Source organism: Zoogloea sp., from assembly GCF_041914405.1.
GTDB lineage: Bacteria > Pseudomonadota > Gammaproteobacteria > Burkholderiales > Rhodocyclaceae > Zoogloea.
On record NZ_JAYSDK010000026.1, the window covers coordinates 1 to 24,041 of the forward strand.

22 protein-coding genes and 2 tRNA genes are annotated in these 24,041 nt (G+C 63.0%); 16 read left to right on the forward strand and 8 right to left on the reverse strand.

Going from position 1 to position 24,041, the window contains the following annotated elements:
• Both ACE3RX_RS15500 and ACE3RX_RS15505 read right to left on the reverse strand, forming a co-directional pair.
• A partial coding sequence (locus ACE3RX_RS15500) for a PilT/PilU family type 4a pilus ATPase (RefSeq protein WP_374485629.1) occupies positions 1-728 on the reverse strand: 728 nt, incomplete at its 3' end.
• A gap of 55 nt (positions 729-783) precedes the next feature.
• Positions 784-1,827 (reverse strand): type IV pilus twitching motility protein PilT, encoded by a 1,044-nt coding sequence (locus ACE3RX_RS15505; protein WP_374485633.1) that lies wholly within the window; start codon positions 1,825-1,827, stop codon positions 784-786.
• 76 nt (positions 1,828-1,903) lie between these two features.
• Between ACE3RX_RS15505 and ACE3RX_RS15510 the strand changes: the two genes are divergently transcribed.
• From ACE3RX_RS15510 to ACE3RX_RS15525, 4 genes are read left to right on the forward strand one after another with little or no spacing between them, the layout of a single operon-like run.
• Positions 1,904-2,638 (forward strand): YggS family pyridoxal phosphate-dependent enzyme, encoded by a 735-nt coding sequence (locus ACE3RX_RS15510; RefSeq protein ID WP_374485636.1) that lies wholly within the window; start codon positions 1,904-1,906, stop codon positions 2,636-2,638.
• A gap of 37 nt (positions 2,639-2,675) precedes the next feature.
• Positions 2,676-3,488, forward strand: a complete 813-nt coding sequence (gene proC / locus ACE3RX_RS15515; protein ID WP_374485638.1) for a pyrroline-5-carboxylate reductase — start codon at positions 2,676-2,678, stop codon at positions 3,486-3,488.
• A 14-nt stretch (positions 3,489-3,502) separates the two neighbouring features.
• Entirely contained in the window at positions 3,503-4,075 is a 573-nt protein-coding gene (locus tag ACE3RX_RS15520; protein WP_374485640.1) for a YggT family protein, read from the forward strand.
• A gap of 2 nt (positions 4,076-4,077) precedes the next feature.
• Positions 4,078-4,374: a DUF167 domain-containing protein gene (locus ACE3RX_RS15525; RefSeq protein ID WP_374485642.1), complete on the forward strand. Its 297-nt coding sequence runs from the start codon at positions 4,078-4,080 to the stop codon at positions 4,372-4,374.
• 48 nt (positions 4,375-4,422) lie between these two features.
• Here the strand turns inward: ACE3RX_RS15525 and aceB are convergent, their stop codons facing one another.
• Together aceB and ACE3RX_RS15535 are read right to left on the reverse strand one after the other, a co-directional pair.
• A complete protein-coding gene (aceB, locus tag ACE3RX_RS15530) occupies positions 4,423-6,021 on the reverse strand; it encodes a malate synthase A (RefSeq protein ID WP_374485644.1) in 1,599 nt (532 codons plus the stop codon).
• Positions 6,022-6,061: 40 nt separating this feature from the next.
• Complete coding sequence (locus ACE3RX_RS15535) at positions 6,062-6,835, reverse strand: haloacid dehalogenase type II (RefSeq protein ID WP_374485646.1); 774 nt, start codon at positions 6,833-6,835, stop codon at positions 6,062-6,064.
• Positions 6,836-6,940: 105 nt separating this feature from the next.
• Here ACE3RX_RS15535 and ACE3RX_RS15540 point away from each other — a divergent pair, with 105 nt between their 5' ends.
• Complete coding sequence (locus ACE3RX_RS15540; protein ID WP_374485649.1) at positions 6,941-7,849, forward strand: LysR family transcriptional regulator; 909 nt, start codon at positions 6,941-6,943, stop codon at positions 7,847-7,849.
• On the opposite strand, the gene ACE3RX_RS15545 is transcribed toward ACE3RX_RS15540, so the two are convergent.
• On the reverse strand, positions 7,828-8,550 hold the full coding sequence (locus tag ACE3RX_RS15545) for a hypothetical protein (protein WP_374485653.1): 723 nt from the start codon (positions 8,548-8,550) through the stop codon (positions 7,828-7,830). The genes ACE3RX_RS15540 and ACE3RX_RS15545 overlap by 22 nt on opposite strands.
• 136 nt (positions 8,551-8,686) lie before the next feature.
• Between ACE3RX_RS15545 and ACE3RX_RS15550 the strand changes: the two genes are divergently transcribed.
• The 8 genes from ACE3RX_RS15550 to ACE3RX_RS15585 all read left to right on the forward strand — a co-directional run bounded on the left by ACE3RX_RS15550 (position 8,687) and on the right by ACE3RX_RS15585 (position 16,409).
• Positions 8,687-9,124 carry a type IV pilin protein gene (locus ACE3RX_RS15550; protein ID WP_374485656.1) on the forward strand — a complete coding sequence of 146 codons (438 nt, stop codon included), beginning with the start codon at positions 8,687-8,689 and terminating at the stop codon, positions 9,122-9,124.
• Positions 9,118-9,738 (forward strand): GspH/FimT family pseudopilin, encoded by a 621-nt coding sequence (locus tag ACE3RX_RS15555; RefSeq protein ID WP_374485659.1) that lies wholly within the window; start codon positions 9,118-9,120, stop codon positions 9,736-9,738. The genes ACE3RX_RS15550 and ACE3RX_RS15555 overlap by 7 nt, the downstream gene beginning before the upstream one ends.
• A gap of 13 nt (positions 9,739-9,751) precedes the next feature.
• Positions 9,752-10,186, forward strand: coding sequence for a hypothetical protein (locus ACE3RX_RS15560; protein ID WP_374485661.1), 435 nt, complete (start codon positions 9,752-9,754; stop codon positions 10,184-10,186).
• A 9-nt stretch (positions 10,187-10,195) separates the two neighbouring features.
• Positions 10,196-11,446: a PilW family protein gene (locus ACE3RX_RS15565; protein WP_374485663.1), complete on the forward strand. Its 1,251-nt coding sequence runs from the start codon at positions 10,196-10,198 to the stop codon at positions 11,444-11,446.
• Between the two features lie 8 nt (positions 11,447-11,454).
• A complete protein-coding gene (locus tag ACE3RX_RS15570) occupies positions 11,455-12,108 on the forward strand; it encodes a hypothetical protein (protein ID WP_374485665.1) in 654 nt (217 codons plus the stop codon).
• Positions 12,109-12,131: 23 nt separating this feature from the next.
• Positions 12,132-16,064 (forward strand): pilus assembly protein, encoded by a 3,933-nt coding sequence (locus ACE3RX_RS15575; protein ID WP_374485668.1) that lies wholly within the window; start codon positions 12,132-12,134, stop codon positions 16,062-16,064.
• 87 nt (positions 16,065-16,151) lie between these two features.
• Positions 16,152-16,227: transfer RNA gene (locus ACE3RX_RS15580), tRNA-Thr, on the forward strand.
• A 106-nt stretch (positions 16,228-16,333) separates the two neighbouring features.
• Positions 16,334-16,409, forward strand: a tRNA-His gene (locus ACE3RX_RS15585).
• Between the two features lie 111 nt (positions 16,410-16,520).
• Here the strand turns inward: ACE3RX_RS15585 and ACE3RX_RS15590 are convergent.
• Both ACE3RX_RS15590 and rlmM read right to left on the reverse strand, forming a co-directional pair.
• The gene (locus ACE3RX_RS15590) at positions 16,521-17,975 is read right to left on the reverse strand and encodes a DEAD/DEAH box helicase (protein WP_374485670.1); all 1,455 of its coding nucleotides are present in this window, start codon (positions 17,973-17,975) and stop codon (positions 16,521-16,523) included.
• 80 nt (positions 17,976-18,055) lie between these two features.
• On the reverse strand, positions 18,056-19,138 hold the full coding sequence (gene rlmM, locus ACE3RX_RS15595; protein WP_374485673.1) for a 23S rRNA (cytidine(2498)-2'-O)-methyltransferase RlmM: 1,083 nt from the start codon (positions 19,136-19,138) through the stop codon (positions 18,056-18,058).
• Positions 19,139-19,299: 161 nt separating this feature from the next.
• On the opposite strand from rlmM, the gene ACE3RX_RS15600 reads away from it, so the two are divergent.
• Genes ACE3RX_RS15600 through ACE3RX_RS15610 form a run of 3 tightly spaced genes read left to right on the forward strand, consistent with a single transcriptional unit; the run spans position 19,300 to position 23,514 of the window.
• Positions 19,300-20,337, forward strand: a complete 1,038-nt coding sequence (locus ACE3RX_RS15600) for an NADP(H)-dependent aldo-keto reductase (protein ID WP_374485675.1) — start codon at positions 19,300-19,302, stop codon at positions 20,335-20,337.
• 34 nt (positions 20,338-20,371) lie between these two features.
• A complete protein-coding gene (locus tag ACE3RX_RS15605) occupies positions 20,372-21,718 on the forward strand; it encodes an HD-GYP domain-containing protein (protein ID WP_374485677.1) in 1,347 nt (448 codons plus the stop codon).
• Positions 21,715-23,514: a putative bifunctional diguanylate cyclase/phosphodiesterase gene (locus ACE3RX_RS15610; protein ID WP_374485679.1), complete on the forward strand. Its 1,800-nt coding sequence runs from the start codon at positions 21,715-21,717 to the stop codon at positions 23,512-23,514. The genes ACE3RX_RS15605 and ACE3RX_RS15610 overlap by 4 nt, the downstream gene beginning before the upstream one ends.
• 16 nt (positions 23,515-23,530) lie before the next feature.
• On the opposite strand, the gene ACE3RX_RS15615 is transcribed toward ACE3RX_RS15610, so the two are convergent.
• Complete coding sequence (locus ACE3RX_RS15615; RefSeq protein WP_374485681.1) at positions 23,531-23,968, reverse strand: hypothetical protein; 438 nt, start codon at positions 23,966-23,968, stop codon at positions 23,531-23,533.
• Between the last annotated feature and the right edge of the window lie 73 nt (positions 23,969-24,041).

Sequence of the window (24,041 nt, forward strand, 5' to 3'; positions counted from 1 at the left end):
GCCTGGTTGGCGCTGTTGGCGTGCAGGGTGGCCAGGCAAAGGTGGCCGGTTTCGGCAAAGGCGATGGCGTAGTCCATCGTCTCTCGGTCGCGGATTTCGCCCATCAGGATCACGTCGGGGGCCTGGCGCAGGGTGTTCTTCAGCGCCGGCTCCCAGGAGTCGGTGTCGATGCCGACTTCCCGCTGGGTGACGATGCAGTTCTTGTGCGCATGCACAAACTCGATCGGGTCTTCGACGGTGATGATGTGGCCGTAGCTCTTCTCGTTGCGGTAATCCACCATCGCCGCCAGCGAAGTGGTCTTGCCGGTGCCGGTGCCGCCGACGAAGATCACCAGGCCGCGCTTGGACATGGTGATGTCCTTCAGCACCGGCGGCAGGCCGAGCTCGTCGAAGGTCGGTATCTTCTGCGGGATTGTTCGCAGCACCATGCCAACCTGGCCCTGCTGGATGAAGGCGTTGGCGCGGAAGCGGCCGATGCCCGGCGGGGAGATGGCGAAGTTGCACTCCTTGGTGGCTTCGAACTCCTGGGCCTGGCGGTCGCTCATGATCACCCGTGCCAGTTCCATGGTGTGGGTGTGAGTGAGTTGCTGGTTCGACTGGGGCACGATCTTGCCGTCGATCTTGATCGCCGGCGGGAAGCCCGCCGTGATGAAGAGGTCGGAGCCGTTCTTCTGCAGCATCAGCCGCAGCAGGTCGTGCATGAACTTGAGTGCCTGATCGCGTTCCATGGTGCGTTCCTGTCACCGGCGTTGCCGGCTGTTGCGGTTTTGGGACGACAAGGCTTCAGGCCGGGAAGCTGTCCTTGTTCTGGGCCCGCAGGCGGGCTTCAGAGCCCGATACGATATTGCGCCGGACCAGGTCGGCCAGACACTGGTCGAGGGTCTGCATGCCTACATTCTGGCCTGTCTGGATCGCCGAATACATCTGGGCGACCTTGTTCTCGCGGATCAGGTTGCGGATCGCCGGGGTGCCGATCATGATCTCGTGGGCGGCGACCCGGCCGGTGCCGTCCTTGGTCTTCAGCAGGGTCTGCGAGATCACTGCCCGGAGGGATTCGGACATCATCGCGCGGACCATGTCCTTCTCGGCGGCGGGGAAGACGTCCACGATACGGTCGATGGTCTTGGCGGCCGAGGAGGTGTGCAGCGTGCCGAACACCAGGTGGCCGGTTTCGGCTGCGGTCAGCGCCAGGCGGATGGTTTCCAGGTCACGCATTTCGCCGACCAGCACCACGTCTGGGTCTTCCCGCAGGGCCGAGCGCAGTGCCGCGTTGAAGGAGTGGGTGTCACGCATGACTTCCCGCTGGTTGATCAGGCAACGCTTGGACTCATGGACGAATTCGATCGGGTCCTCGATGGTCAGGATGTGGCCGTATTCGTTCTCGTTGATGTAGTCGACCATCGCCGCCAGCGTGGTGGACTTGCCGGAACCCGTCGGACCGGTGACCAGCACGATGCCGCGCGGCTGGGTTGAGATGTCCTTGAAGATCTTCGGGCAGTTGAGCTCGTCGAGGGTCAGCACCTTGGACGGAATGACCCGGAACACCGCCGCCGCGCCCCGGTTTTGGTTGAAGGCATTGACCCGGAAGCGCGCCAGGTTGGGGATCTCGAAGGAGAAGTCGGTTTCGAACTGTTCCTCGTACTGCTTGCGCTGGGAGTCGTTCATGATGTCGTACACCATGCCATGGACGTCCTTGTGCACCAGCGCGGGCAGGTTGATGCGGCGCACGTCGCCGTGCACACGGATCATCGGCGGCAGGCCGGCCGAGATATGCAGGTCGGATGCCTTGTTCTTGACGGTGAAAGCAAGCAGTTCGGTGATGTCCATCGTGGCGACTCGCTGCGGGCGGCAGTGTTACGGGTGATAGGGGGATGAGCGTACAAAACGGGCAGCGTCAGGGCCGATGCTATACTCAATGGCCTCTTTAGCCCAGATTCGCGCTTTGGAAGATTATAAGTCAGGCATTTCCGGCCGCCTTCAAAACCTTGTCATGCGCATCGCGTCGGCAGCGCAGACGGTAGGGCGCCAGCCCACCGAAGTCCGCCTGCTGGCGGTGAGCAAGACCTGGCCGGCAGATAGCGTGCGCGAGGCCGCCGCCGCCGGGCAGCAGGCCTTTGGCGAGAACTACGTGCAGGAAGGCGTGGCCAAGGTCGAGGCGCTGGCCGGTCTCGGCCTCGAATGGCACTTCATCGGCCCCCTGCAGAGCAACAAGACGCGGCTGGTGGCCAATCACTTCGCGTGGGTGCATTCCATCGACCGCCTCAAGATCGCCGAGCGCCTGTCCGAGCAGCGCGACGTGCATCTGCCGCCGCTCAACGTGTGCATCCAGGTCAATGTGAGCGGTGAAGACAGCAAGAGCGGTGTCGCTCCGGCCGAGCTGACGGAACTGGCAAAGGCCGTGGCGGCCTTGCCGCGCCTGCGCCTTCGCGGACTGATGGCGATTCCCGAACCGACTTCCGACGTGGCGGTGCAGCGGGCGCGTTTTGCCAGCCTGCGGACCCTGCGCGATGAACTCAATGGGGCCGGCTACGGTCTCGATACCCTGTCGATGGGCATGTCCGACGACCTGGAGGCGGCGATCGCCGAAGGTTCGACGATGGTCCGCGTGGGCACGGCGATCTTCGGATCGCGCGCCTGACTCACCCTCTACGAATCCAACTGACGGAAAGAATCCAATGAAAATCACCTTCCTGGGTGGCGGCAACATGGCGGCGGCCCTGATCGGCGGCCTGGTCAAGCAGGGTTTCAAGGCGGCGGACGTGCAGGCCGTCGAGCTGTCGGCCGAGGGCCGCGCCAAGCTGGAGAATGTCTTCGGCGTGCGTGCCGTTGAATCCATCGACGATCAGGCCCTGGACTGCGACGTGCTGGTGCTGGCGGTCAAGCCGCAGCAGCTGAAGGCCGCCGTGGCGCCGATTGCCGGCCGCCTCGGCAAACAGGTGGTGGTGAGCATCGCCGCCGGCCTGCGCCTGACCGACATCGGCCGCTGGCTGGGCGACTACCGCAAGCTGGTGCGCGCGATGCCCAATACCCCGGCGCTGATCGGTGCCGGCATCACCGGCCTGTTTGCTGACCCGTCCGTGGATGCAGAAGGCCGCGATGCGGCCGCGAAGGTGTTGTCGGCGGTCGGCAGCGTGGTGTGGGTGGCCGATGAGGCGCAGATCGACGGCGTCACCGCCGTCTCCGGTAGCGGCCCGGCCTACGTCTTCCACTTCATTGAGTGCCTGCAGGCGGCCGGTGAGTCCCTCGGCTTCGACGCCGACACGGCCCGCAAGCTGGCCATCGACACGGTGCTCGGTGCTGCCAAGCTGGCGGCTAGCAGCGACGAATCCCCGGCGGTGCTGCGTGAGCGCGTCACCTCCAAGGGCGGCACCACCGCAGCGGCGCTGGCCTCCTTCGCCGCCGACGGCTTTCCGGCCATCGTGACCCGTGCGGTGGCCGCCGCCGAGGCCCGCGGCCGTGAGCTGGGCGAACAGCTCGGCCGCGACTGAGCGCGGAGCCGGCCATGCTCGGAAACCTGTTCCTGACCATCGTCGAAACCCTCGGTAGTCTGCTTTCCGGCGTGCTGCTGGCGCGCTTCGTGATGCAGTGGCAGCGGATTTCCTTCCGCAACCCGATCGGCAATTTCGTGCTGGCCACCACCGACTGGGCGGTGGTGCCGTTGCGGCGCATCATCCCGGGCCTGTTCGGGCTGGATCTTGCCAGCCTGCTGCCGGCCTGGATCGTGCAGACCCTGGTGGTCTTCATCACCCTGTGGGTGCGCGGCATCATCGGCCTGGCCGACCCCCTCAGCCTGCTGGTGGTGATGTGGAGCGTCGGCCTGCTCGAGACCATCAAGGCGGCGCTGTATCTGCTGATGGGTGTGGTGCTGATGTCAGCCATCCTGTCGTGGGTCAATCCCTACGCGCCGATGGCGGGCGTCATCAACGCGCTGGCCGAGCCTTTCCTGCGGCCGTTCCGCCGCGTCATCCCGGCGATCGGCGGGGTGGACCTGACTCCGATCGCGCTGTTGCTCCTCCTCCAGGTGCTGCTCAGCGCGCTGGCGATGGGCAAGTACATGCTGATCGGGCTGGCCTGAGCATGAGCTGGCTGAACCGGGCTGCCGATGGCAGCGTGACGCTGATGCTGCACATCCAGCCCGGGGCCAAGAAGACCGAGTTCGTCGGCCTGCACGGCGAAGCCCTCAAGATCCGCCTCGCCGCGCCGCCGGTGGACGGCAAGGCCAACGCGGCACTGATCGCCTTTCTGGCCAAGGCCTGCCGCGTGTCGAAATCCGCGGTGGAGCTGGTCAGTGGGGAGACGTCGCGCAGCAAGCGGGTCCGTGTGAGTGGCGCGGACCCAGATCGGATCACGGCGTTGCTTTCGAGCGTGGAATAAAAAACGGCACCCGAGGGTGCCGTTTTCATATCGAAGCGCAGGCTCCGCTTATTCCATCGCCTCGTACAGCGGCAGGGTCAGGAATTCCGGGTAGTCCGGGGTCAGCGACATCTTGTCGAAGATCTCGGCGGCCTGGTCGTAGGTGGCGGTGTCTTCGCCCTGGGCGGTGACGGTGGCCTTCACCTTGGCCAGTTCTTCGGCAATCATCGGACGGACCATCTCAACGGTGACCTTGCGGCCGTCGTCGAGGATGCCCTTCGGCGAAACCACCCACTGCCACACTTGCGAGCGGGAGATTTCGGCGGTGGCGGCGTCTTCCATCAGGTTGTGGATGGGCACGCAGCCGTTGCCGGCCAGCCAGGAGCCGAGGTAGTGGATGCCGACGTTGATGTTGTTGCGCAGGCCGGCTTCGGTGATCGGGGTGGTGGGACGGAAGTCCAGCCACTGGGCCGGGCCGAAGGAGCCTTCGACCTGCTTCTCGAACTGGTTCGGCTTGTCGCCCAGCACCTTGACGAACTCTTCCATGGCGATCGGCACCAGGCCCGGGTGAGCCACCCAGCCGCCGTCGAAGCCGTCGTTGGCGTCGCGGGTCTTGTCGTGGCGGATGCCGGCGAGGGCCTTTTCGTTGGCTTCCGGGTCACCCTTGATCGGGATCAGGGCCGACATGCCGCCCATGGCCGGCGCGCCGCGCTTGTGGCAGGCCTGCACCAGAGCCAGCGCGTAGGAACGCATGAAGGGCACTTCCATCGTGATGGCGCCGCGCTGGGCCAGGCAGAAGTCCTTGTTCTTCTTGAACTTCTTGATGCAGGAGAAGATGTAGTCCCAGCGACCGGCGTTCAGGCCGGCGGAGTGGTTGCGCAGTTCGTACAGGATTTCTTCCATCTCGAAGGTGGCGAGAATGGTTTCGACCAGCACGGTGGCCTTGATGGTGCCCTGCGGCAGGCCGACGTGGTCCTGGGCCATCACGAAGATGTCGTTCCACAGGCGGGCTTCCAGATGGGATTCCATCTTCGGCAGGTAGTAGAAGGGGCCGGCGCCGCGGGCGATCTGTTCCTTGGCGTTGTGGAAGAAGACCAGACCGAAGTCAAACAGGCCGCCGGAAACGCGCTGGCCGTCGACCAGCACGTGCTTCTCGTCGAGGTGCCAGCCGCGCGGACGGATCTGCAGGGTGGCGATCTTGTCGTTGAGCTTGTATTCCTTGCCGGCTTCGTTCTTGAAGGACAGTTCGCGGCGGATCGCCTTGTAGAGGTTCACCTGGCCCTGGAGCTGGTTGTCCCAGTTCGGGGAGTTGGAGTCCTCGAAGTCGGTCATGTAGGAGTCAGCGCCGGAGTTGAAGGCGTTAATGATCATCTTGGCCTCGACCGGGCCGGTGATCTCGACGCGACGGCACTGCAGCGCGGCGGGCACCGGGGCGACCTTCCAGTCGCCTTCGCGGATGTGCTTGGTTTCCGGCAGGAAGTCGGGCATTTCACCGGCGTCGATGCGGGCCTGGCGCTCGACACGGGCCTTCAGCAGTTCCTGGCGGCGGCCTTCGAAAGCGCGGTGCAGCTTGGCGACCAGCTCGAGGGCTTCCGGGGTGAGGATGGTTTCGTAGCCCGGACGAATCGGGGCATTGATCTGCATGCCGGCGGGGAGGGTGAGGCTCATGATGACTCCTGGTTGAGAAGTTGAAAAAACTTGAAGTTGCTCAGGCGCGGTGGCGCGCCACGTAATCGACGACATCGGTCAGCAAGCGGCCCTGGACGGTGGGGGTGACGTCCAGTTGCTCAAGGGGCTGGCCGCTGCGGTTGATCCAGAATGTGGTATAGCCGAACCAGGTTGCGCCGGCTGCATCCCAGCCGTTGGACGACACGAACAGGATGCGCTCGGCGGCGCAGCCGAAGGCCTGCGGAGCCAGCGCGTAGGCGTCGGCGGCGGTCTTGTACTTGCGCACCGCATCCACCGACAGCACGTGGTCGAAGAGGCCGTGCATGCCGGCGCTCTTGACGGCGACCTGCAGCATCTCCGGCGTGCCGTTGGACAGGATGGCGGTGGGGACGCCGGCTTCCTTGAGGGTGCGCAGCGCGCCCAGGTTCTCCGGAAACGGCGACAGGCAGGCGTACTGGTTCATCAGCTGGGTGCGACGCTGGGCGTCGAGCTCCAGCCCGAGCTTGGCGGCGGCGTACTGCAGGCCGTCCTGGGTGATGTCCCAGAAGGGCTTGTAGCGGCCGGACAGGGTGCGGATGAAGCTGTATTCGATCTGCTTGATGCGCCACAGCTCGGCGAGGGCGGCGCCCTTGCCCGGGTAGAGCTGTTCGGCCAGCAGGCCCACCGAGTAAACGTCGAAGAGCGTGCCGAAGGCATCGAATGCAACAGCCTGGATTCGGGGCGCGTGCGCCATGCTCTTGAGGTCCTTGTCGGGAAAGCGGTTGTTGTTGGTGGTGCTGTGGGGCGCTTCTACCGGGCTTTTGCCCGGTGGCACCGCTCGGTCAGCGTCTCCTCCACCACGTTGGAACGAAGTTTATTTAATGACTAAAGAAAAAAGAAGCCATAATAAAATCAAATGATTTTTTACTTTTAGTATCAAATGAGCAGCTTCAAGGAAATAGAAACCTTCGTCAGCGTGGCGACCCGTGGCAGCTTATCGGCGGCGGCCCGCGCCGAGGGCGTGACGCCGGCGATGATGGGGCGGCGCATTGACGCGCTGGAGGAGCGGCTGGGGGTGAAGCTGCTGGTGCGCACCACCCGCAAGCTGAGTCTTACCTTCGAGGGCAGTGCCTTCCTGGAGGATTGTCAGCGCATCCTCAACGATCTCGCCAATGCGGAGGCCTCGGTGAGCCTCGGCGGCGTGAAGGCCAGCGGGCACATCAAGGTGTCGGCGCCGGCAGGCTTCGGCCGGCGCCATGTGGCACCGCTAGTGCGTGACTTCCTCTCTGCCAACCCAGAGGTGACTTGCAGCCTCGACCTCAGCGACCGCCTGGTGGATCTGGTGAACGAAGGTGTCGATTGCGCGATCCGCATCGGCGAGCTGAGCGATTCGAGTCTGGTGTCGGTGCGTCTCGCCGACAACCGGCGGGTGGTGGTGGCGAGCCCGTCCTACCTGGCCCGCAACGGCATTCCGCAGACTCCGGATGATCTGGCCCGCCATGATTGCCTGTCCCTCGACCCGCAGCGGGGCTGGGTGTTTGCCGATCTGGATGTGCCGGGGCGCACGCGGACCGTCAAGGTGTCAGGCCGCTTTGAGTGCAATGACGGCACGGTGCTGCACGAATGGGCGCTCGGCGGCATCGGCCTGGCTTGGCGCTCCATGTGGGAGGTGGAGCGTGACCTGGCGAGTGGTGTGCTGGTGTCGGTGCTCGACGAATGGGGGGCGCCAGCTACCGGCATCTATGCTGTCTTTCCGCAGAACCGCCGCCTGCCGCTGCGCGTGCGGCTGCTTATCGACCACCTGCGCGGGGTATTTGGACGGCCGGATTACTGGCGCGGCGGCAGCTGATCAATGCCGGGAAAGCTGCTGTCTCCCTTCACCTGGAATTCGAGGGTGAGCTGGCTGGGGACCTGGGTACCGAGCACTTCCCCGGGCAGGAAGCGCCATTCGCTGACGATCTCCGTGTAGATCCGCGCGGCCTCGCAGAGGTCTCCATCACAGTCGGGCAGAACCTGCTTCACGATTCCGTCGGCGCCTATGGATAGCATGAGGCGGAAGCTGCCAGCCGGGACGCCGGGCAGGCGCGGCCAACGTTTTTCGTCCACATAACTGATCAGCTGTGGGGCACGGGTGAGCTCGGCGACTGGAATGAAGCGTGCGGCAATATGCCGGGAGGCGGCGGGAGCTTGGGCGCTTGTCGCTTCCACGGCGGCTGCCGGGGCTGTAGTGTCGTCGTCGCCGGCATTGGCAGAGGCGGCCGGCAGGGGAGGGTCGCCGGCATTTGGGGAGGGCGGGATGTCGGCGGTTGTGCCGGGATGCGACGAGGTGGGGGGGGGCGTGCCGGTTTGCGCCTCTGCGCCGTGCCCGACCAACGTAGCCGACAGCGCTGGAGGCGCCGTTGCATCACTCTCCGGCAGGCGCCGGTCCCCACCCAAGGTGAAGGCCGACAGGGCGACCAGATGAGCCAGCGCCGACAGGATGAGGGCGAGGCCGAGACGGTGGAACGGGGGGGCGAGGAGGCCGGCGGAGGGCACGTAAGAGGTGGCCATGACTGATTAGGTTCGCACTTTAGTGCTGTGCGCGGGCGAACTCATATCCGTTTGTCGGTAGCCCGAGGCCGCTTGTCGATAGACCCTCGCGCCACACTTCCGGTTATGCCATCGTACGATCAAAGGAGATGGATTGATGAAGCATGAAAAAGGCATGACCCTGCTTGAGCTGATGATCGTCGTGGCGGTCGTCGGCATTCTTGCAGCCGTTGCGATTCCCTCATACACGGACCATATCATTCGCGGAAAGATTGCCCAGGGCACCGAGGCCCTGTCCGAGGCCAAGGTGCGGATGGAGCAGTATTTCAACACCACGCGTACCTATGAGGCCGCGATGGGTAACGCGACCTGTCCGGACATCTTTACCGGCCTGTTCGCGGATACCGCGTTTTCGGTTGCCTTGACCGACTGTTCCCAGACGACTTTCACGATCACCGCGACGGGACTGTCGGCCAAGGGCATGGACGGCTACAGCTATGCCATCAACCAGGCGGGGGAAAAGTCTTCCAAGACGCCGTCCGTCGGGGCCTCCCAGTCCTGCTGGCTGATGGCCAAGGGAGTGACCTCATGTTGATGCGGGACGGCCGCCGGCCACAGCGCGGAACCACCTTGCTTGAACTGATGGTCACGGTGACCATCCTTGGCATCCTGATGGCCGTGGGGATACCGTCCATGCGGGACTGGCTGCTGCGCAACTCGGTGACGGTGGGGGCCGAGGTCATCCAGAACGGGTTGCGTCAGGCGGAAGCAGAAGCGATCCGCCGTAATGCACGGGTCGAGTTCCTGCTGACCAACGACAAGCCTTCGGTAGCCTCGATCTCTTCGATCAGTGCGGCGGGCAATGGCGCAAACTGGGCGGTGCGTGTGCTCGACAGTACCTTCAGCCCACTTGCGGATACCAAGCTTGCGTATGTCAATGCGCAGTCGATGTCCGAGGTCGCACCCGACCTTTCGATCAGCGGGCCGGCCAGCGTGGTCTTCAGCGGTACCGGGCGAGGTTCGAACATCAAGGGTGTGGCCCTGACCGAATACCAGATCTACCGGATCAGCCGGACGGGGGCCGACCGTGCCCTGTGCGTTTTCGTGACGCCAGGGGGGGGCGTGAAGATGTGCGACCCCTCGGCCACGTCCGGCACTCCGGCCGCCTGCGCACCGCTGGTGTCGCTGGACCGCTGTCCGAAACCTTGATTGGAGCGCCGCCGTGACCAAGCAAGCACGAGGTTTTGTCCTGCTCGAAGCCCTTGTGGCCCTGTTGATCTTCTCGCTGGGCGTGCTCGGGATGGTCGGCTTCCAGGCTGCATCCACCAAGATTGCGACGGATAGCCGCTTTCGCGCCGAGGCCGCGTTGCTGGCCGATGAGCTGATGGCCAAGATGGCTACCTCGGATCTCTCCAAGGTGAGGTCCGACTACGCGCAGGGCGGGGCCAAGTTCAAGGCCTGGTACAAGGACCGGGTGCTAGGCGGGAGCTATCTGCCGAATGCGACGGTGACGATTGACTGGTCGCCGCCGTCCTACACCTCCCAGACCCTGGTCGCTGTGCTGACCATCGAATGGACGAACCCCGGGGTGGTGGACAAGAACGCCAAGGCCAGCGAGGTCAAGGGTTCCTACACCACTACCGCCATGCTTTTCTAGGAAGCGCGCATGTCTCCGCATACCGTTTTACGCAAGCCTGCCGCGCGGCGTTCAAGGGGCATCAGCCTCGTCGAGGTAATGGTCGGTCTGGCCGTTGGCATGATTGCCTCGCTGATCGTCCTGAGGTCGTTCTCTGCGAGCGAGTCTTTCCGTCGCACCCTTGGTGGAACCGCGGATGTCGTGCAGTCGGCGTCCATCGTCGGGAACCGTCTGGAGGTGCTGCTCGAGGAGGCCGGGGCATCCTTTGTGCAGGGACGCAACGTGTGGGGCTGTACCCTGAAGGCCACGCGGGCGAATACGCAGCTGCTCCCCGCCGCGTCGTTTCCTGAGCCCTTCGCTGCATTTCCAGGGACGGTGCGGGTGCTGCCGGTGGGCATCAAGAACGGCGGCAATGCAGGCTCGGATCTGATCGTCGTAATGGCCGGTGGCTCGCCGGCCGGCAACCGTGACATGCCTTACGCGTCGGACCTCGAGAAGCAGGGCACTTTCATGTCCTTCAAGAACACTATCGGCTTTGGCCTGAAGACCGCAGGGCAGCCTGTCGATGATCTCTTCCTGTCTGTGCCGATGGAGGTGGACAAGCCCGGTGACTGCCAGATCGTGCAGGCGGCCAGCGACTTTTCCAACGGAACGCCGGTCACCAATGCGTCGCTCGGACTCAAGGTCATTCCGGCCGCCGCTGCAGTCGTTGCGCCAGCCTCATACACGGTGGTCAAGCTGAATGCGGCTGCGTCGTCCTATGGCCTGCTGGCATCGACGACCAACAGTCCCTCGGCCTTCCACCTGGGCCGGGAGGCCAATCCTGTGTTCTCGCTGCTGGGTATCAACGCCAACAGCGAGCTCGTTGAGTTTGATCTGCTGCAGCGGCGAGGGGTGCAGGCCTTCGGTGAGAACGTCGTGCTGCTGAAGGCGCTTTATGGGCTGGACAATGGTGCGAACGGTGGTCTCGCCAATGACAACGTGATCGACGAATGGGTGTCGCCGTCCGCCGCCGGCTGGGACGTAAGCGATCTGATGGACGGCAAGGCGGTCACCCAGCAGAAAATCGATCAGATCAAGGCCATCCGGGTCGGCGTTGTGCTGCGCTCGTCTCGTGCCACCACGGCCGATGCCAAGACCACGCAACTGGTGCTGTTCCAGGATCTGGGCGACAGCAAGAAGGTGACGCGGGATCTGTCCGGCACGGACCAACTCTATGTGTACCAGGTGTTCGACTGGGTCGTTCCGCTGCGCAACATGAAGTCCATCCCGAAATCCTAGGTCCTGTCATGGCTCCATTTCCGCGCAATTTCCGCTTTCAGAAACCGTCCCGCTCGACGGGGGCCGTGCTCGCCATCGTGCTGGTGGTGCTGGTCGTGATGATGCTTGGGGGCGTCGCCTTGCTGCGCTCCGTCGACACCTCGGCGCTGCTGTCGGGCAACCTGGCTTTCAAGCGCGATACCGTGAATCGCTCGACGATCGGACTGAACGAGGCGTTCAAGGTAATGAAGTCCGCGAATTTTTCCACTTATGCGGATTCGAATGCCGGTTGTGCCGCGGGCGCATGCACCGATGCCGCCAAATGGTTTGCAATGAATTACTCCCCGCGCCTGCTGGAAACTGACGCCAACGGGATCCCGGTCATCATGGCGGATGCGGCGACTTTCGATGCCAAGTTTTCGACGATAAAGCCCGTCGACTCGGTCCTCGGCAAGAAGGATGGCAGTCTCATCCGTTTCCTGATCGAGCGGATGTGTACCGATTTCGGCCCCTCCAACGAGAATGTGTGCGCGGTCTCCGACCGAGTGCAGGTTGGTGGTGATACCCGCAACAGTCCGATCGGGGCTGTTTCCTTGCCCCTGTACCGCATCACCGTCCGCAGCGACGGTCCGCGCAATACCCAGACCTATGCGCAGGCAATCGTGACGACGCGCGTGAAATGATGAATCAGAGAGGAATGCAGGAAATGAAAACGTGGGCTTTGCGCCGGCGTCGTTTCGCGTCGGTTGTTCTGAGCGGAGTACTCGCCTGTCTGGGCACGGGGCCTGTGTCGGCTGCAAAGACACCGCTGGCCGACCAGCCGGTTCGTGTGGCAGACGTGCCTGCCAACGTGATGCTGGCCCTGTCCGTGGAGTTCCCGACTGCTATTACGCGGGCCTACAAGGGCACGGATGATACTTTCCAGGGATCAAAAAAGTATTTGGGCTATTTTGACCCTGAAAAGTGTTACCAGTACGTTTCTGATGCAGTCAAGGGGAATTATTTCAAGCCGGCCGATTTCACGACGGCTGCCGCCCTTTACTCCTGTGCCGGAAAAAATGGTCGATGGAGTGGCAATTTCATGAACTGGGCCACAATGCAGGGTATTGATACCTTTCGTTGGGCCCTTACTGGCGGTCTTCGGTCTTATGACGAGCCTAAGACTTTCGACCAGGCACCGGGAGTGGCGCCTTATGGGGCGACGATACTTGAACGAGCCTATGCGTCCAAGCAAGGCAGCTATCTGACGAGTAACTTTATCGACCGGAGCCTTGGTAGCACGGACCTCGCCAAATATACCGACACAGCTGCAACCGGGGTGACGACGGGCACCCTCGGTATTCGTAACGGCGGAGAAGGGGTGCAGGTCCGCTTTGGTCTGTTGTCGTCGTCGAAGTGGCCGGATGGGAGTAACGGAACGAGCGGGGCTGCGCTCAATGTTGAAGACAATAATGCGTGTACAAAAAATACAAAATACCCGTGCAAGATGTTCGATGTGCGCGTGGAGGTCTGCCGCGATGAAAAGGTGAATGGCGTCTCCCTGCTGGAGATAAATTGTCAGAAGTATGTCAGTGGCGATGGCTCGAAGACGGTCTGGAAGCCAGTGGGCCTGATTCAGAAGTACCGGGACAAGATGTATTTCGGTGCATTTGGCTATCTGGGGTTGTTCACGGCGACTGATAAGGACGCAAATGGTGTCACTAATCCCAATAAGGATGGTGGCGTTTTGAGGGCGAAGCTCCAATCGATCGCCTCGGAGATTTTGCCTACAGGTGCTTTTCCTGATGATCCCTATGGTACCGGTGCCGATCAGGGGGTGAAATACAGCGGGACAATCAATTACCTGAACCGATTTGGTCAGGATAAGGGGCTATATAAGTATTACGATCCGGTCAGTGAGCTTTATGCTGAGGTGGTCAAGTATTTCAAGGCACTGACACCAACCCCGTCTTACATATCGGGACTCAATACCCAGCTGCGCGATAATTTTCCCGTTTTCGAGACTTGGAATGATCCTGCTGTTGATGCCAAGTATCCGTCGGCCGGCCCCCTTTCCTGTAAGAAGAATTACATCGTCGGCATTGGCGACACTCACTCCCAGTACGATCTGAAGAACCTCTCCGGGGCAAGCGCGCCGGCCTCGGGCGTGGATGCCGACATGGGCTCCCTGAAAACAGCCGTAGAGTGGACCAATGCCGTCGGCGTACTCGAGGGGCTGGGGGGCAATCTGGGGGTGACGGCCCAGGGGGGCGGCACTGACAACGGCTACCTGATTGCGGGGATCGCCTACTACGCCCATTCCAGCGACATCCGGACGGATCTCGCTGGAACCCAGAACATCAGTACCTACTGGATGGACGTTCTCGAGCCGAGCATTCCAAAACTGTTGAACGACCAGTACTGGCTGGCGACGAAATACGGCGGCTACACGAAGCCTGATGGTTCGATCGGGCTTTTCGACGCGGCCAAGGATAGCTGGTACGAGAAGACTGCCGCGGGGGCACCGGCTCGAACTTACACGGATACCGGTAACAACAAGACGGCGGTTACCCTACCCACCAATTATTATCCTGCCAGTTCGCCCGATGCGATGGTTGCCGGTCTGCAGAGCGCTTTCAAGAGCATTGCATCGGGCAGTGGTACCGGTGCAGGGTCCGCGCTGTCTTCTCCGCAGCTGAACGTGGCGGCGGGGGGGGGGAACTCGTATCAGGGTACCTATGACGCCTCGACCTGGAAGGGGGATGTCACGGCATCGGCGATCACCTCATTCGACAACAACAACCAACCGGTGACGAGCACCCTGTGGAGTGCGGCCACCAAGCTCGGGGCGCTGGCCGCAGGGTCAGGCTGGGACAGTGCCCGCAAGATCGCGACCTTGGCGCTCAAGGACGAATCCAAGGCGGTATCGGCGTCCAACCTTAAGGCTGTGCCTTTCCGATTTGCCAGTCTGGGCGCCACGCAGAAGCTCAACCTCAGCAAGACGTCCGTCACGCCGTCGGGTGATGATGTGGATGGCCAGCGGGTGCTGAACTACCTGCGTGGCGACCGCACGTATGAATCGACTGCCTCTGTGACCAACCTCTACAGGCAGCGGGAAAGCCTGCTCGGCGACATTGTGGACTCCCAGGTCGTGTATGTTGGCGCGCCAGGAGAGGGGTACGGGGACGCCTACAATCCGGGCTATAGCCAGTTCGTGACGAGCAAGGCAAATCGGACTCCGGTTGTCTATGTTGGTGCAAACGACGGCATGCTGCATGCCTTCGATGCCAGCAACACCTCCAATGCAGGCAATGAACTGTTCGCCGTCGTGCCTTACTCGCTATACGCCGGGCCTGACGACGTCCCGGAAACCAGCGGCATCCAGGCCCTGGCCCGTCCGACGTACGCACACCGCTATTACATGAATGCGACGCCAGAGGTGCGCAGCATCGATTTTGCCCGGGCCGGCGGCACTGTCGCTGGCGATCAGGGAAGCTTCGACTGGCGCACCCTGCTGGTGGTCGGGGAGGGCAAAGGCGGACGGAGTTATATCGGTGTGGACGTCACCAGCATTTCATCCTCGATGACCGAGGTCGATGCGGCCAGCAAGGTGTTGTGGGAATTCTCTGATCCGGATATGGGGTTCAGCTTTGGCCAGCCGCTGATCGTTAAGACCGCCAAATGGGGATGGGTGGTACTGCTCACTGGTGGTTACAACAATACCACCGGTCCAAACGCGGGCAAGGGCGTGCTGTATGTCGTGAATCCGACGAATGGCGCGTTGCTGCAAGCGGTTTACACGACCGAAGGTACGGCGGCCGAACCGTCTGGCCTGGCCCAGATCGCCGGTTTCACGTCTAATTACCAGGATTACACGGTCGATTATGTATACGGCGGTGACCTGAATGGGAGCGTCTGGCGTTTCGACTTCACGAGCAAGACGAATGCGGTGCCGGATCCGACGAAGATCGCTTCGCTGAAGGCGCCTGATGGTACGGCGCAGGCGGTCACGGCGATTCCGCGGGTCGAATATTCGGCCGATGACCTGAAGCGCTACGTCTTTGTGGGAACCGGCCGCCTGCTTGCATCGGAAGATCAGGGCAATTCGCAGGTTCAGACCGTTTATGCAATTCGTGATGGCACGCGCAGCACGGCATATGGCGACGAGAGTTACCAGATGTCCTTTCCTGCTGGCGGGAGCTTCCCTGCCACTCGATCGGCGATGAACAAGGTGACGAACCTGATCGAAGGGGCCAAGCTTGATGCGTCCGCCCCGATGGGCTGGTATTACGATCTGACGGGCGTTTCGGGAAGTGTGCATGAGCGCATCATCGTCGGCCTGCAGACCTTTGACGGTGTCCTGAGCTGGACGGGGTCGCTCCTCAACAATGATCCTTGCAATGTCACCGGAACCTCGCGTACTTACTCCGTAAGCTATGGGACGGGGCAATCGGTTCTGTATACGACGGTTGGTGGCGTCGGTTCCCCAGTGCAATATCTGGAAGGAAGCGATGGCCTGACGGGGATGCAGCTGGTACGCCTGGGCAACAGGATCGTCATCGTTGGGACCACGGCGCAGGGGAAACTGGTGGTCTTTGAGCAGACCGTTGCCGAGGCTGGAGATCCCCGTGTGGTCAACTGGCGGATCATCCGCGAGTAATGGCCTGCTGGTTGGAATGTGAGCTATGCGGTGCAATTTTCGCTTGCGCCGCATAAACTTCATGTATATAATTATCGACTTCTTGGAGCCGCTGTAGCTCAGTCGGTAGAGCAGCGCATTCGTAATGCGAAGGTCACCAGTTCGATTCCGGTCAGCGGCACCATAAGAAACAAGCATTTAGGCCAATCCTGGAGGTTGGCCTTTTTGCTAGGATTGCGCCGAGTTTATATGTCCCTCGGGGGATACGGCAAAAATCCCTGACATCAGTGGCGGCATTAGCTCAGTTGGTAGAGCACTGGATTGTGATTCCAGGTGTCACCGGTTCGATCCCGGTATGTCGCCCCAAAGAATACCTGTAAAAAAGCCCCGGCATTCCGGGGCTTTTTTACGTCTGTCTGTCGATCACGCCCGCCACCGGTATAGCCGGCTTGTGGGCGTTTCTTCCGTTTTTTGGGCTCAGGCCTTGCGCCCGAGGCCGCCGAGCAGGAAGGCGATGGGGCGCGGGGCCTTGTGGATGTCGCGCCCCGCCGAGACGGGCGTGTCGGTGGCTTGCTGGGGGGCGATCGGGTTGGTGGCCTCGTAGGGCTTGCTGAAGTCGAAGCCGTCCGGCGCGATGTGGCTCTGGCGGCTGCGTGGGGCGGTGCGTTCGCGTTCAGGGCGTTCCGCACGTTTGCGGCGGTCGTTCGAGCTGCTTTCTGCCTGCTGGCGGGCTGCGGGGGGCGATGCTTTGCGGCGCCGGCCTGACTCGCCTTCGAAAAAGTCCACTTCCGGCTCGTAGCCGGGAACGACCTCCTGGCGGATTTCCAGCTTGATCAGTTTCTGGATGTCGGCGAGGCGGTGACGTTCCTCTGCGCTGACCAGGGACACGGCTTTGCCTTTCTTGCCGGCCCGGCCGGTTCGGCCGATGCGGTGGACGTAGTCTTCCGCTGTGTGTGGTAGTTCGAAATTGATCACCGACGGCAGGTCCTCGATGTCGAGTCCGCGGGCGGCCACGTCGGTGGCGACCAGCACGCGGACCTTGCCGCTCTTGAAATTCTCGAGGGTCTCGGTGCGGGCTTGCTGGCTCTTGTCGCCGTGGATCGCGTCTGCGGAGATCTCGTGGCGCTCCAGGAAGTGGGCCAGCCGGCTGCAGGCGAACTTCGTGTCCACGAAAACCAGCACCTGGTTGGCCTCGTCTTCGTGACGGATCAGATGGGCCAGCAGGTTACGCTTCAGGCCGCTGGAGACCGGGTGGACGATGTGGCTGATCGTCTCGCTGACCATGTTGCGGCGAGCGACTTCGATCAGCTGCGGGTTCTTCAGCATCTGGTCGGCGAGCTTCTTGATCTCATCCGAGAAGGTCGCAGAGAACAGCAGGCTCTGGCGGTTGCTGGGCAGCAGGGCGAGAATGCGGCGGATGTCCGGGATGAAACCCATGTCGAGCATACGGTCGGCTTCGTCGAGGATCAGGAACTCGACCTGGCCGAGGGCGATGGTCTTCTGCTGGACGTGGTCGAGCAGGCGGCCCGGCGTTGCTACGACGATCTCGATGCCACGGCGAAGCTCCTGGATCTGCGGGTTCATGTCGACGCCGCCGTAAATGCAGGTGCTGCGCAGGGGCAGGTGCTTGGAGTACATCTTGACCGACTCGAAGACCTGCATGGCCAACTCGCGCGTCGGCGCCAGGATCAGGGCGCGAACCGGATGGCGCGCTGGGCTGGTCGAGGTGCTGGCATGGCGGGCCAGGCGGTTGAGCAGCGGCAGCGTGAAGCCAGCGGTCTTGCCGGTACCCGTCTGGGCGCCGCCCATGACATCGTGTCCGGCGAGGACGACGGGAATCGCCTGGCGCTGGATTGGAGTGGGTTCGGTGTAGCCGGCGTCGGTGACGGCCTGCAGGATTTCAGGGATGAGCCCGAGTTCGGAAAACGACATGGATTTGATCACGATCGCGGTACGGCGGGTTTAGTGCACCGCACCATTTAAGTAGGCAGTCATTATACATCGGCGCGCCCTCAGCGCCGCGTCAGATAGCAGGTAACTTCTTCCCGGTCGTGATAGAGGTGTTTGATTCGCAATGTATATTTGATGCCGGCCGGGCGCAGGCGCTGGTCGATGAGGGCGCGGCAGCGCTCGACTTCCTCTTGCCGACGCTTCATCGGCAGCTTGAGGTTGAAAATGGTGTGCCGGCAGCGTCCGCTGGCGATCCATTCCGCCATCAGCGGCGCAATGCGCGAAGGCTGTTCGACCATGTCGCAGACCATCCACTCGACGGGCTTCTTCGGGCGCCAGGTGAAGCCGTCGGCCCGCTGGTGGGTGATGAGTCCGGTGGCCAGCGCGGACGGGGCTAGGGGGCCGTTGTCAATGGCGGTGACCCGCAGCCCCCGGCTGGCCAACTGCCAGCTCCAGCCGCCGGGCGAGGCGCCCAGGTCGACGGCCTGCAGGCCGGCGCGAAGGGTGGTCTTCTGTTCGTCCGGTGTCAGTAGCGTGAGAATCGCCTCGGCCAGTTTGAGGGTGGAGCGGCTCGGTGCCTCTTTCGGCATGCGTAGGCGCGGAATGCCCATCGGCCAGGGAGACGACTCGCTGGGCATGCTGAGGCCGAGCCAGGCCTGGCGGTTGCCGACGAGGAATAGGTGCAGCCGCGGCAGATGGGGCGTGTCGGGGCGTAGCAGGCCGGCCTCGTTGAGCGCGTTCTGCAGCAGGGGGCCGAAGCGTTTCAGGAAGCCCGATTGCTCCTTGCCATCATTGGTGTCTGGGGTTTCCAGCAGCAACTCAGAAAAGCGTTCGCCGAAGGACTCGATGGCTTCCTTCAGGGGTGTCAGCCGGTCGCGCTCCGGCAGATCGTCGATGATCGCCAGCACCTGGAAGGCCTGGCGGGCAAAGATCAGCCGTGCGATGTCGAGGCGGCGCCGTATTTCGTCGTGGGGAGCTGGCGTGTCCAGGGCTAGATAGACGAAGCCGCTGTTGTTGCGCGTCTCGATCCGGCCGGTGAGGCGTCGGCCTTCGGCCTGGAGTTCCTGGGCGGCATCGGCTTCAAAACCGGGCCGGCATTGAACGAGGACGCCGAGCGCCGGGTGGGGCTGGTTGACAGGCAACATGAATACTGGGTGAGCGTCGTTGCAGGATGGATGTGTAGAATTCCGGAATACTCAGTGGCCGCCAGCGTCATTTCCCGGTGTGGCGGGCGGGCCGACTGGTGGCGGATGATAACCGATCATCGCGCCGGAGCCGTTTCTTGGCCGGGTTTGGGAGTGATTTCATGGAATATCGAAGGCTGGGGAACAGCGACCTGCAGGTGTCGCCCGTCTGCCTCGGGACGATGACCTTTGGCCGGCAGAATAGCGAGGCGGAAGGGCATGCTCAGCTCGATGCCGCGTTTGCGCGCGGCGTGAACTTCATCGATACGGCGGAAATGTACCCGGTGCCACCCCAGGCCGAGACCTATGGTGCGACGGAGTCCATCGTCGGCTCATGGCTCAAGGGGCAGGCTCGTGACAAGGTTGTGCTGGCGACCAAGGTGGCCGGTCCCGCGCGGGGCATGGGCTGGATCCGTGGCGGACCGCAGGCGCTCGACCGGGACAACATCCGGACGGCGCTGGAAGGCAGCCTGCGGCGGCTCGGCACCGATTACATTGACCTGTACCAGTTGCACTGGCCGGCCCGTAACCAGCCGATGTTCGGGCAGTGGCGCTTCGACCCGGCCGCCGAGCGTGCCGCGACGCCGATCCGCGAGCAACTCGAGGTTCTCGGAGAACTCGTCCGCGAGGGCAAGATCCGCTATGTGGGGCTGTCCAACGAACACCCCTGGGGCGTGATGGAGTTCCTGCGCCTGGCTGACGAGCTGGGGCTGCCGCGCGTCGTTACGATCCAGAATGCGTACAGCTTGCTCAATCGCGTCTTCGACCAGGGGCTGGCCGAGGTGTGCTTTCGTGAGAAGGTCAGCCTGCTGCCTTATTCCGTTCTGGCTTTCGGGCACTTGACGGGCAAGTATCTGGAAGACCCGGCAGCTTCCGGCCGCATTTCCCTTTTCCCTGGTTTCGGCCAGCGCTACGACAAGCCCAATGTGCGCCCGGCGGTAGCAGCCTATGTTGATCTCGCTCGCCAGCACGGCTTGACGTGCACCGAGCTGGCGATCGCCTTCGTGGCCTCCCAGCCGCTGGTGGGTAGCACCATCCTCGGGGCAACCTCCGTCGCACAACTCGAGGCCAATCTGCGGGCTGCAGAGCTGAGCTTGCCGGAAGTCGTGGTGGCCGGCGTGGAAGCGATTCACCTGCAGTTCACGAATCCGGCGCCGTGACCCGCAAGGTCGCTTGCCGTTCGGGAGAATTGTGTTGAGGGAAATCGTCGCGGCCCGTGATCTGATCATCGGCATGTTCGTGGCCGAGTTGGATCGCCCGTGGCTGGAGTCCTCGTTCCTGCTGCAGGGCTTCCTGATCGAGGATGTCGCAATGCTCGAGCAGGTGCAGAAGGAATGCCGCTTTGTCTATGTGGACCGGAGCCGCTCGGTCGGTGATGCCTGGCGGGCCGAGCCGCAGGAGCCCGAGACGCCGCGGGGAGCGCGGCGCGGCCCTGGCGCCTTGCAGGCGGAGTTAGTGGCCAGGAGGCGGCCGCTCGATTTCTTTGCTCTGCTGAGGGCGCTGCGCGCGGGAGGGCTGGCGGAGCAGGACGACGGCGATAGCGACGACCACGCGGTCGTTGCGCCTGAGGTCCAGGCCGCGGGAATGGATACGCCTCTCGAAACGGAGATTGCGGTTGCGTTGCCCGTCGTCGAGCGTGCCCAGGGCGTGCTTGAGCAGATTGCCAGCGATGTCCAGCGCAGCCTCAACCCGGATCTTGAGCGGGTGCGCAGCGTGGTGGCGGAAATGGTGCTGAGTGTCGCCCGCAACCCGGACGCACTGTTGTGGCTGCTGCGCCTCAAGCAGACGGACCGTTACAGCTACGATCATTCCCTCGATGTGGCGGCCCACGTGATGATCTTCGGACGGGCTCTCGGCCTCGGCGAAGATGCCATTGCGACCCTGGGCATGGCCGGCATGATGCAGGACGTGGGCAAGCTGAGGCTGCCTCATCGTCTGCTGCACAAGCCGGGCAGTCTGACGCCGATGGAGTACGAGATCTTCAAGACCCACGTGGACTATTCGCTGCAGATCCTTTCTGCTTCGGCCCGCGTGACTCCACTGATGCTCGAGATCGTGGCCAGGCATCATGAACGGGTCGATGGGAGCGGCTACCCAAAGGGCCTGCGTGGCGAGGCGGTGGGCATCATGGCCGAGATCTCAGGGATCTGCGATGTCTATTGCGCGTTGACCCGCGAACGCCCGTATGGGCCGGCCGAGAGCTCCCAGTCAGCCCTTGATGCGGTGCGCGTGCAGCGTGGCACCCGCTTCTCCGAAAGCCTCGTCGACCAGTTTGTGCAGTGCATTGGTCTCTATCCAGTTGGCACGCTGGTTGAGCTCAATTCGGGCGAGGTGGCCGTCGTTGTCGCCCAGAACCGCATCCGCCGCCTCAAGCCCAAGGTCATGATCCTGCTCGGACCGGACAAGAAGCCGAACGCCTATCCGCAGACGGTGGATCTGCTGTACGACCGGCCCGGCGCGGTGGGCGAGCAGTACTTCATCGTCAAGGCCTTGCCGCCCGGCGCGTATGGCGTGGTTCCTTCCGAATTCTATCTGGCATGAATACACCGACCCTGCGCTCCGGCGGCCGGCTTTTGCCTCCTCTCGACGGGGAGGCGCTCGGGTGCTTGTTGCTGCGTTATGGCATTGGTGTGGCCGAGCAAGCGGCGATCCGGGCTTTCGGACGGATTGTCGATTCCGGGGCCCTGGAAGCGGGGCTCGCCGGGCGTTTTGGCCACTGTGCGGAGGCGGGGCTGTCGCTGGAGGTCTTTTGTGCTCGTTTGTCCCGTTTTGCTGAGTGGGATTTTTCCCCGCGCTGGCTGCAGAATCTGATCGGGAGCTGGCTCGACTGCTACCTGGCGGGGGCAGTGACTGAATTGCCTTTCCTGGCGATTGAGTCGCTACTTGCGGAGTGCCAGGCCCAATTGGTCGGTGAGCGCGGTGTGGCCCATCGTCTCGAGCTGGACATCCATGCGGCGCTTATACGCCTGGGCTGCTGCTTGGGCGGGGTGCTGGCCGAGGCGACCGTTGACCAGGAGCAGGCATTCCGGATCTGTGCCGAGGACGGCGATCCGGTCCTCGGCATCCCCAACCGGCGGCGCTTTCTCGGCCTGCTCGACGAGCACCTGCGCAAGGCCGGTGCGGAAAGCGTGCTCGGACTGGTGGTAGTGGCCGCGGAGTGGGGGTGTGCGGCCGATGTGCTGGCGCTGGACGAGCAGGACCACCTCCGTCTCGCCTTGTCGGACGCGATGCGGGCTGTTTTACGACCGCGCGACATTCTTTGCGCGCTGGGAAATGCTGAGTGGGCGGTGATCCTGCCCGATCTGCGTAGTCCGGCTCAGGTGTCGCTGGCCGCTTACAAACTGGTCGATGCCTGCGAAGCGGCCCGCAGCAACGCCTTTCCGGTTTTGCGCGGCCGCTTCTGTGCGGGTGGCAGTTGGGCGCCCGAACAGGCCCGTGACGTATTGGGGCTGGAGAAGGCGGCGCGCATGGCTGTGAATGTAGCCAGGCGCTCGGGGCAACTGTTCGATGTGTATTGCCAGGATGTGGCTCGTCAGGCCGATGGCGATGCGCATTTCGAGACTGAGGTGGCGAGGGCGTTCGAGGCGCGTCAGTTCCAGCTCTACCTGCAACCGCAGGTGGCGCTGCCATCCCGGCGCCCGGTCGGTGCCGAGGCCCTGCTGCGCTGGACCGACGCCAAGGGAAAGGTGGTGTCGCCGGCACGGATCCTCCAGGTGTTCGAGCGCCTGGGACTGATGGCCGACCTGTCGCGCTGGGTGATCCAGCAGGCGGCCCAGAGCCTGGCCGCGCTGGATGCCGTGGCTTGCCCCCTGCGAATTTCGGCGAATCTCGTGGCCGAGGACCTGAAGGATCCGGAATTGCCGTTATTCATCAGGCAGACCTGCGAGACCTGGAGGATCGACCCCGCAAGACTGTGCTTCGAGCTGACCGAAGGCGGCCTGGTGTCCAGCGAAGGTATGTCGGTGCGGACGCTGGAGGCCTTGAAGATGGCCGGTGGTCGCGTTGCGCTGGACGATTTCGGAACGGGTTACTCGTCCATGGATTATCTGCGTCGTCTGCCCGTGGACGAGCTCAAGATCGACAAGTCCTTCGTCGAGCGTATCGCTCAGTCGGCCAGCGACCGTGCGATCGTCGAACTGATGGTGCGGATTGCCCATGCCTTCGGTCTGGAGGTGGTGGCCGAAGGCGTCGAGAGCGTGGAAACCGAGGGTGTACTGGCCGACATGGGCTGTGATTGCGCGCAGGGCTTCCTTTATGCGCCGGCGATGACGGTCGATGCATTCATCGACTGGTGGCGGGGTCTACCGGAAGGCAATTCCGGGGCTTCCGCCGGCTGAGGGCCGCCGGCTTCCGTCACTCGCTTGCGCGGCGGCGCTTGCGCGGCTTTTCGTCGGTGTCGCTGTCTTCCTTGCTGCTGTCCTGGCTGGTCTTGTCTTCGTCCTGGGTTTCGGCGTCGGCACGCTTGGCCTTGGCGGGTTTCGTTCCAGGGGGAATCGGCGGTGCGGGTGGCGGCAGTTGCGGAGAGACCTCGGAGATCTTGTTCTCCGCCATGTAGTCGTTCATCTCCTTCCAGCCAGCGAAGACGGCGGCCTTCGAGGCATTCGGATTCAGCGTGAAACAATCCTCTATGGCCCGCCCGGCGTGGCGGCAGGCGCTGCCGATGGCTTTCCCTTCGGATTCTGCCTGGGCTGCGGTCTTGGTGGGGTCGGGGATGCCCAGCCGTTCGCAGCCACCGAGCAAGGCGGCTGCTCCGACTATCGTAAGCATGAGACGCAGAGGGGATTTCTTCATGGCTCGCTGATCGCGTTGCATTTGCTTCGTCAACGGCCCTCCGGTCCGGGACTTGAACGTCTTGTCACGAATC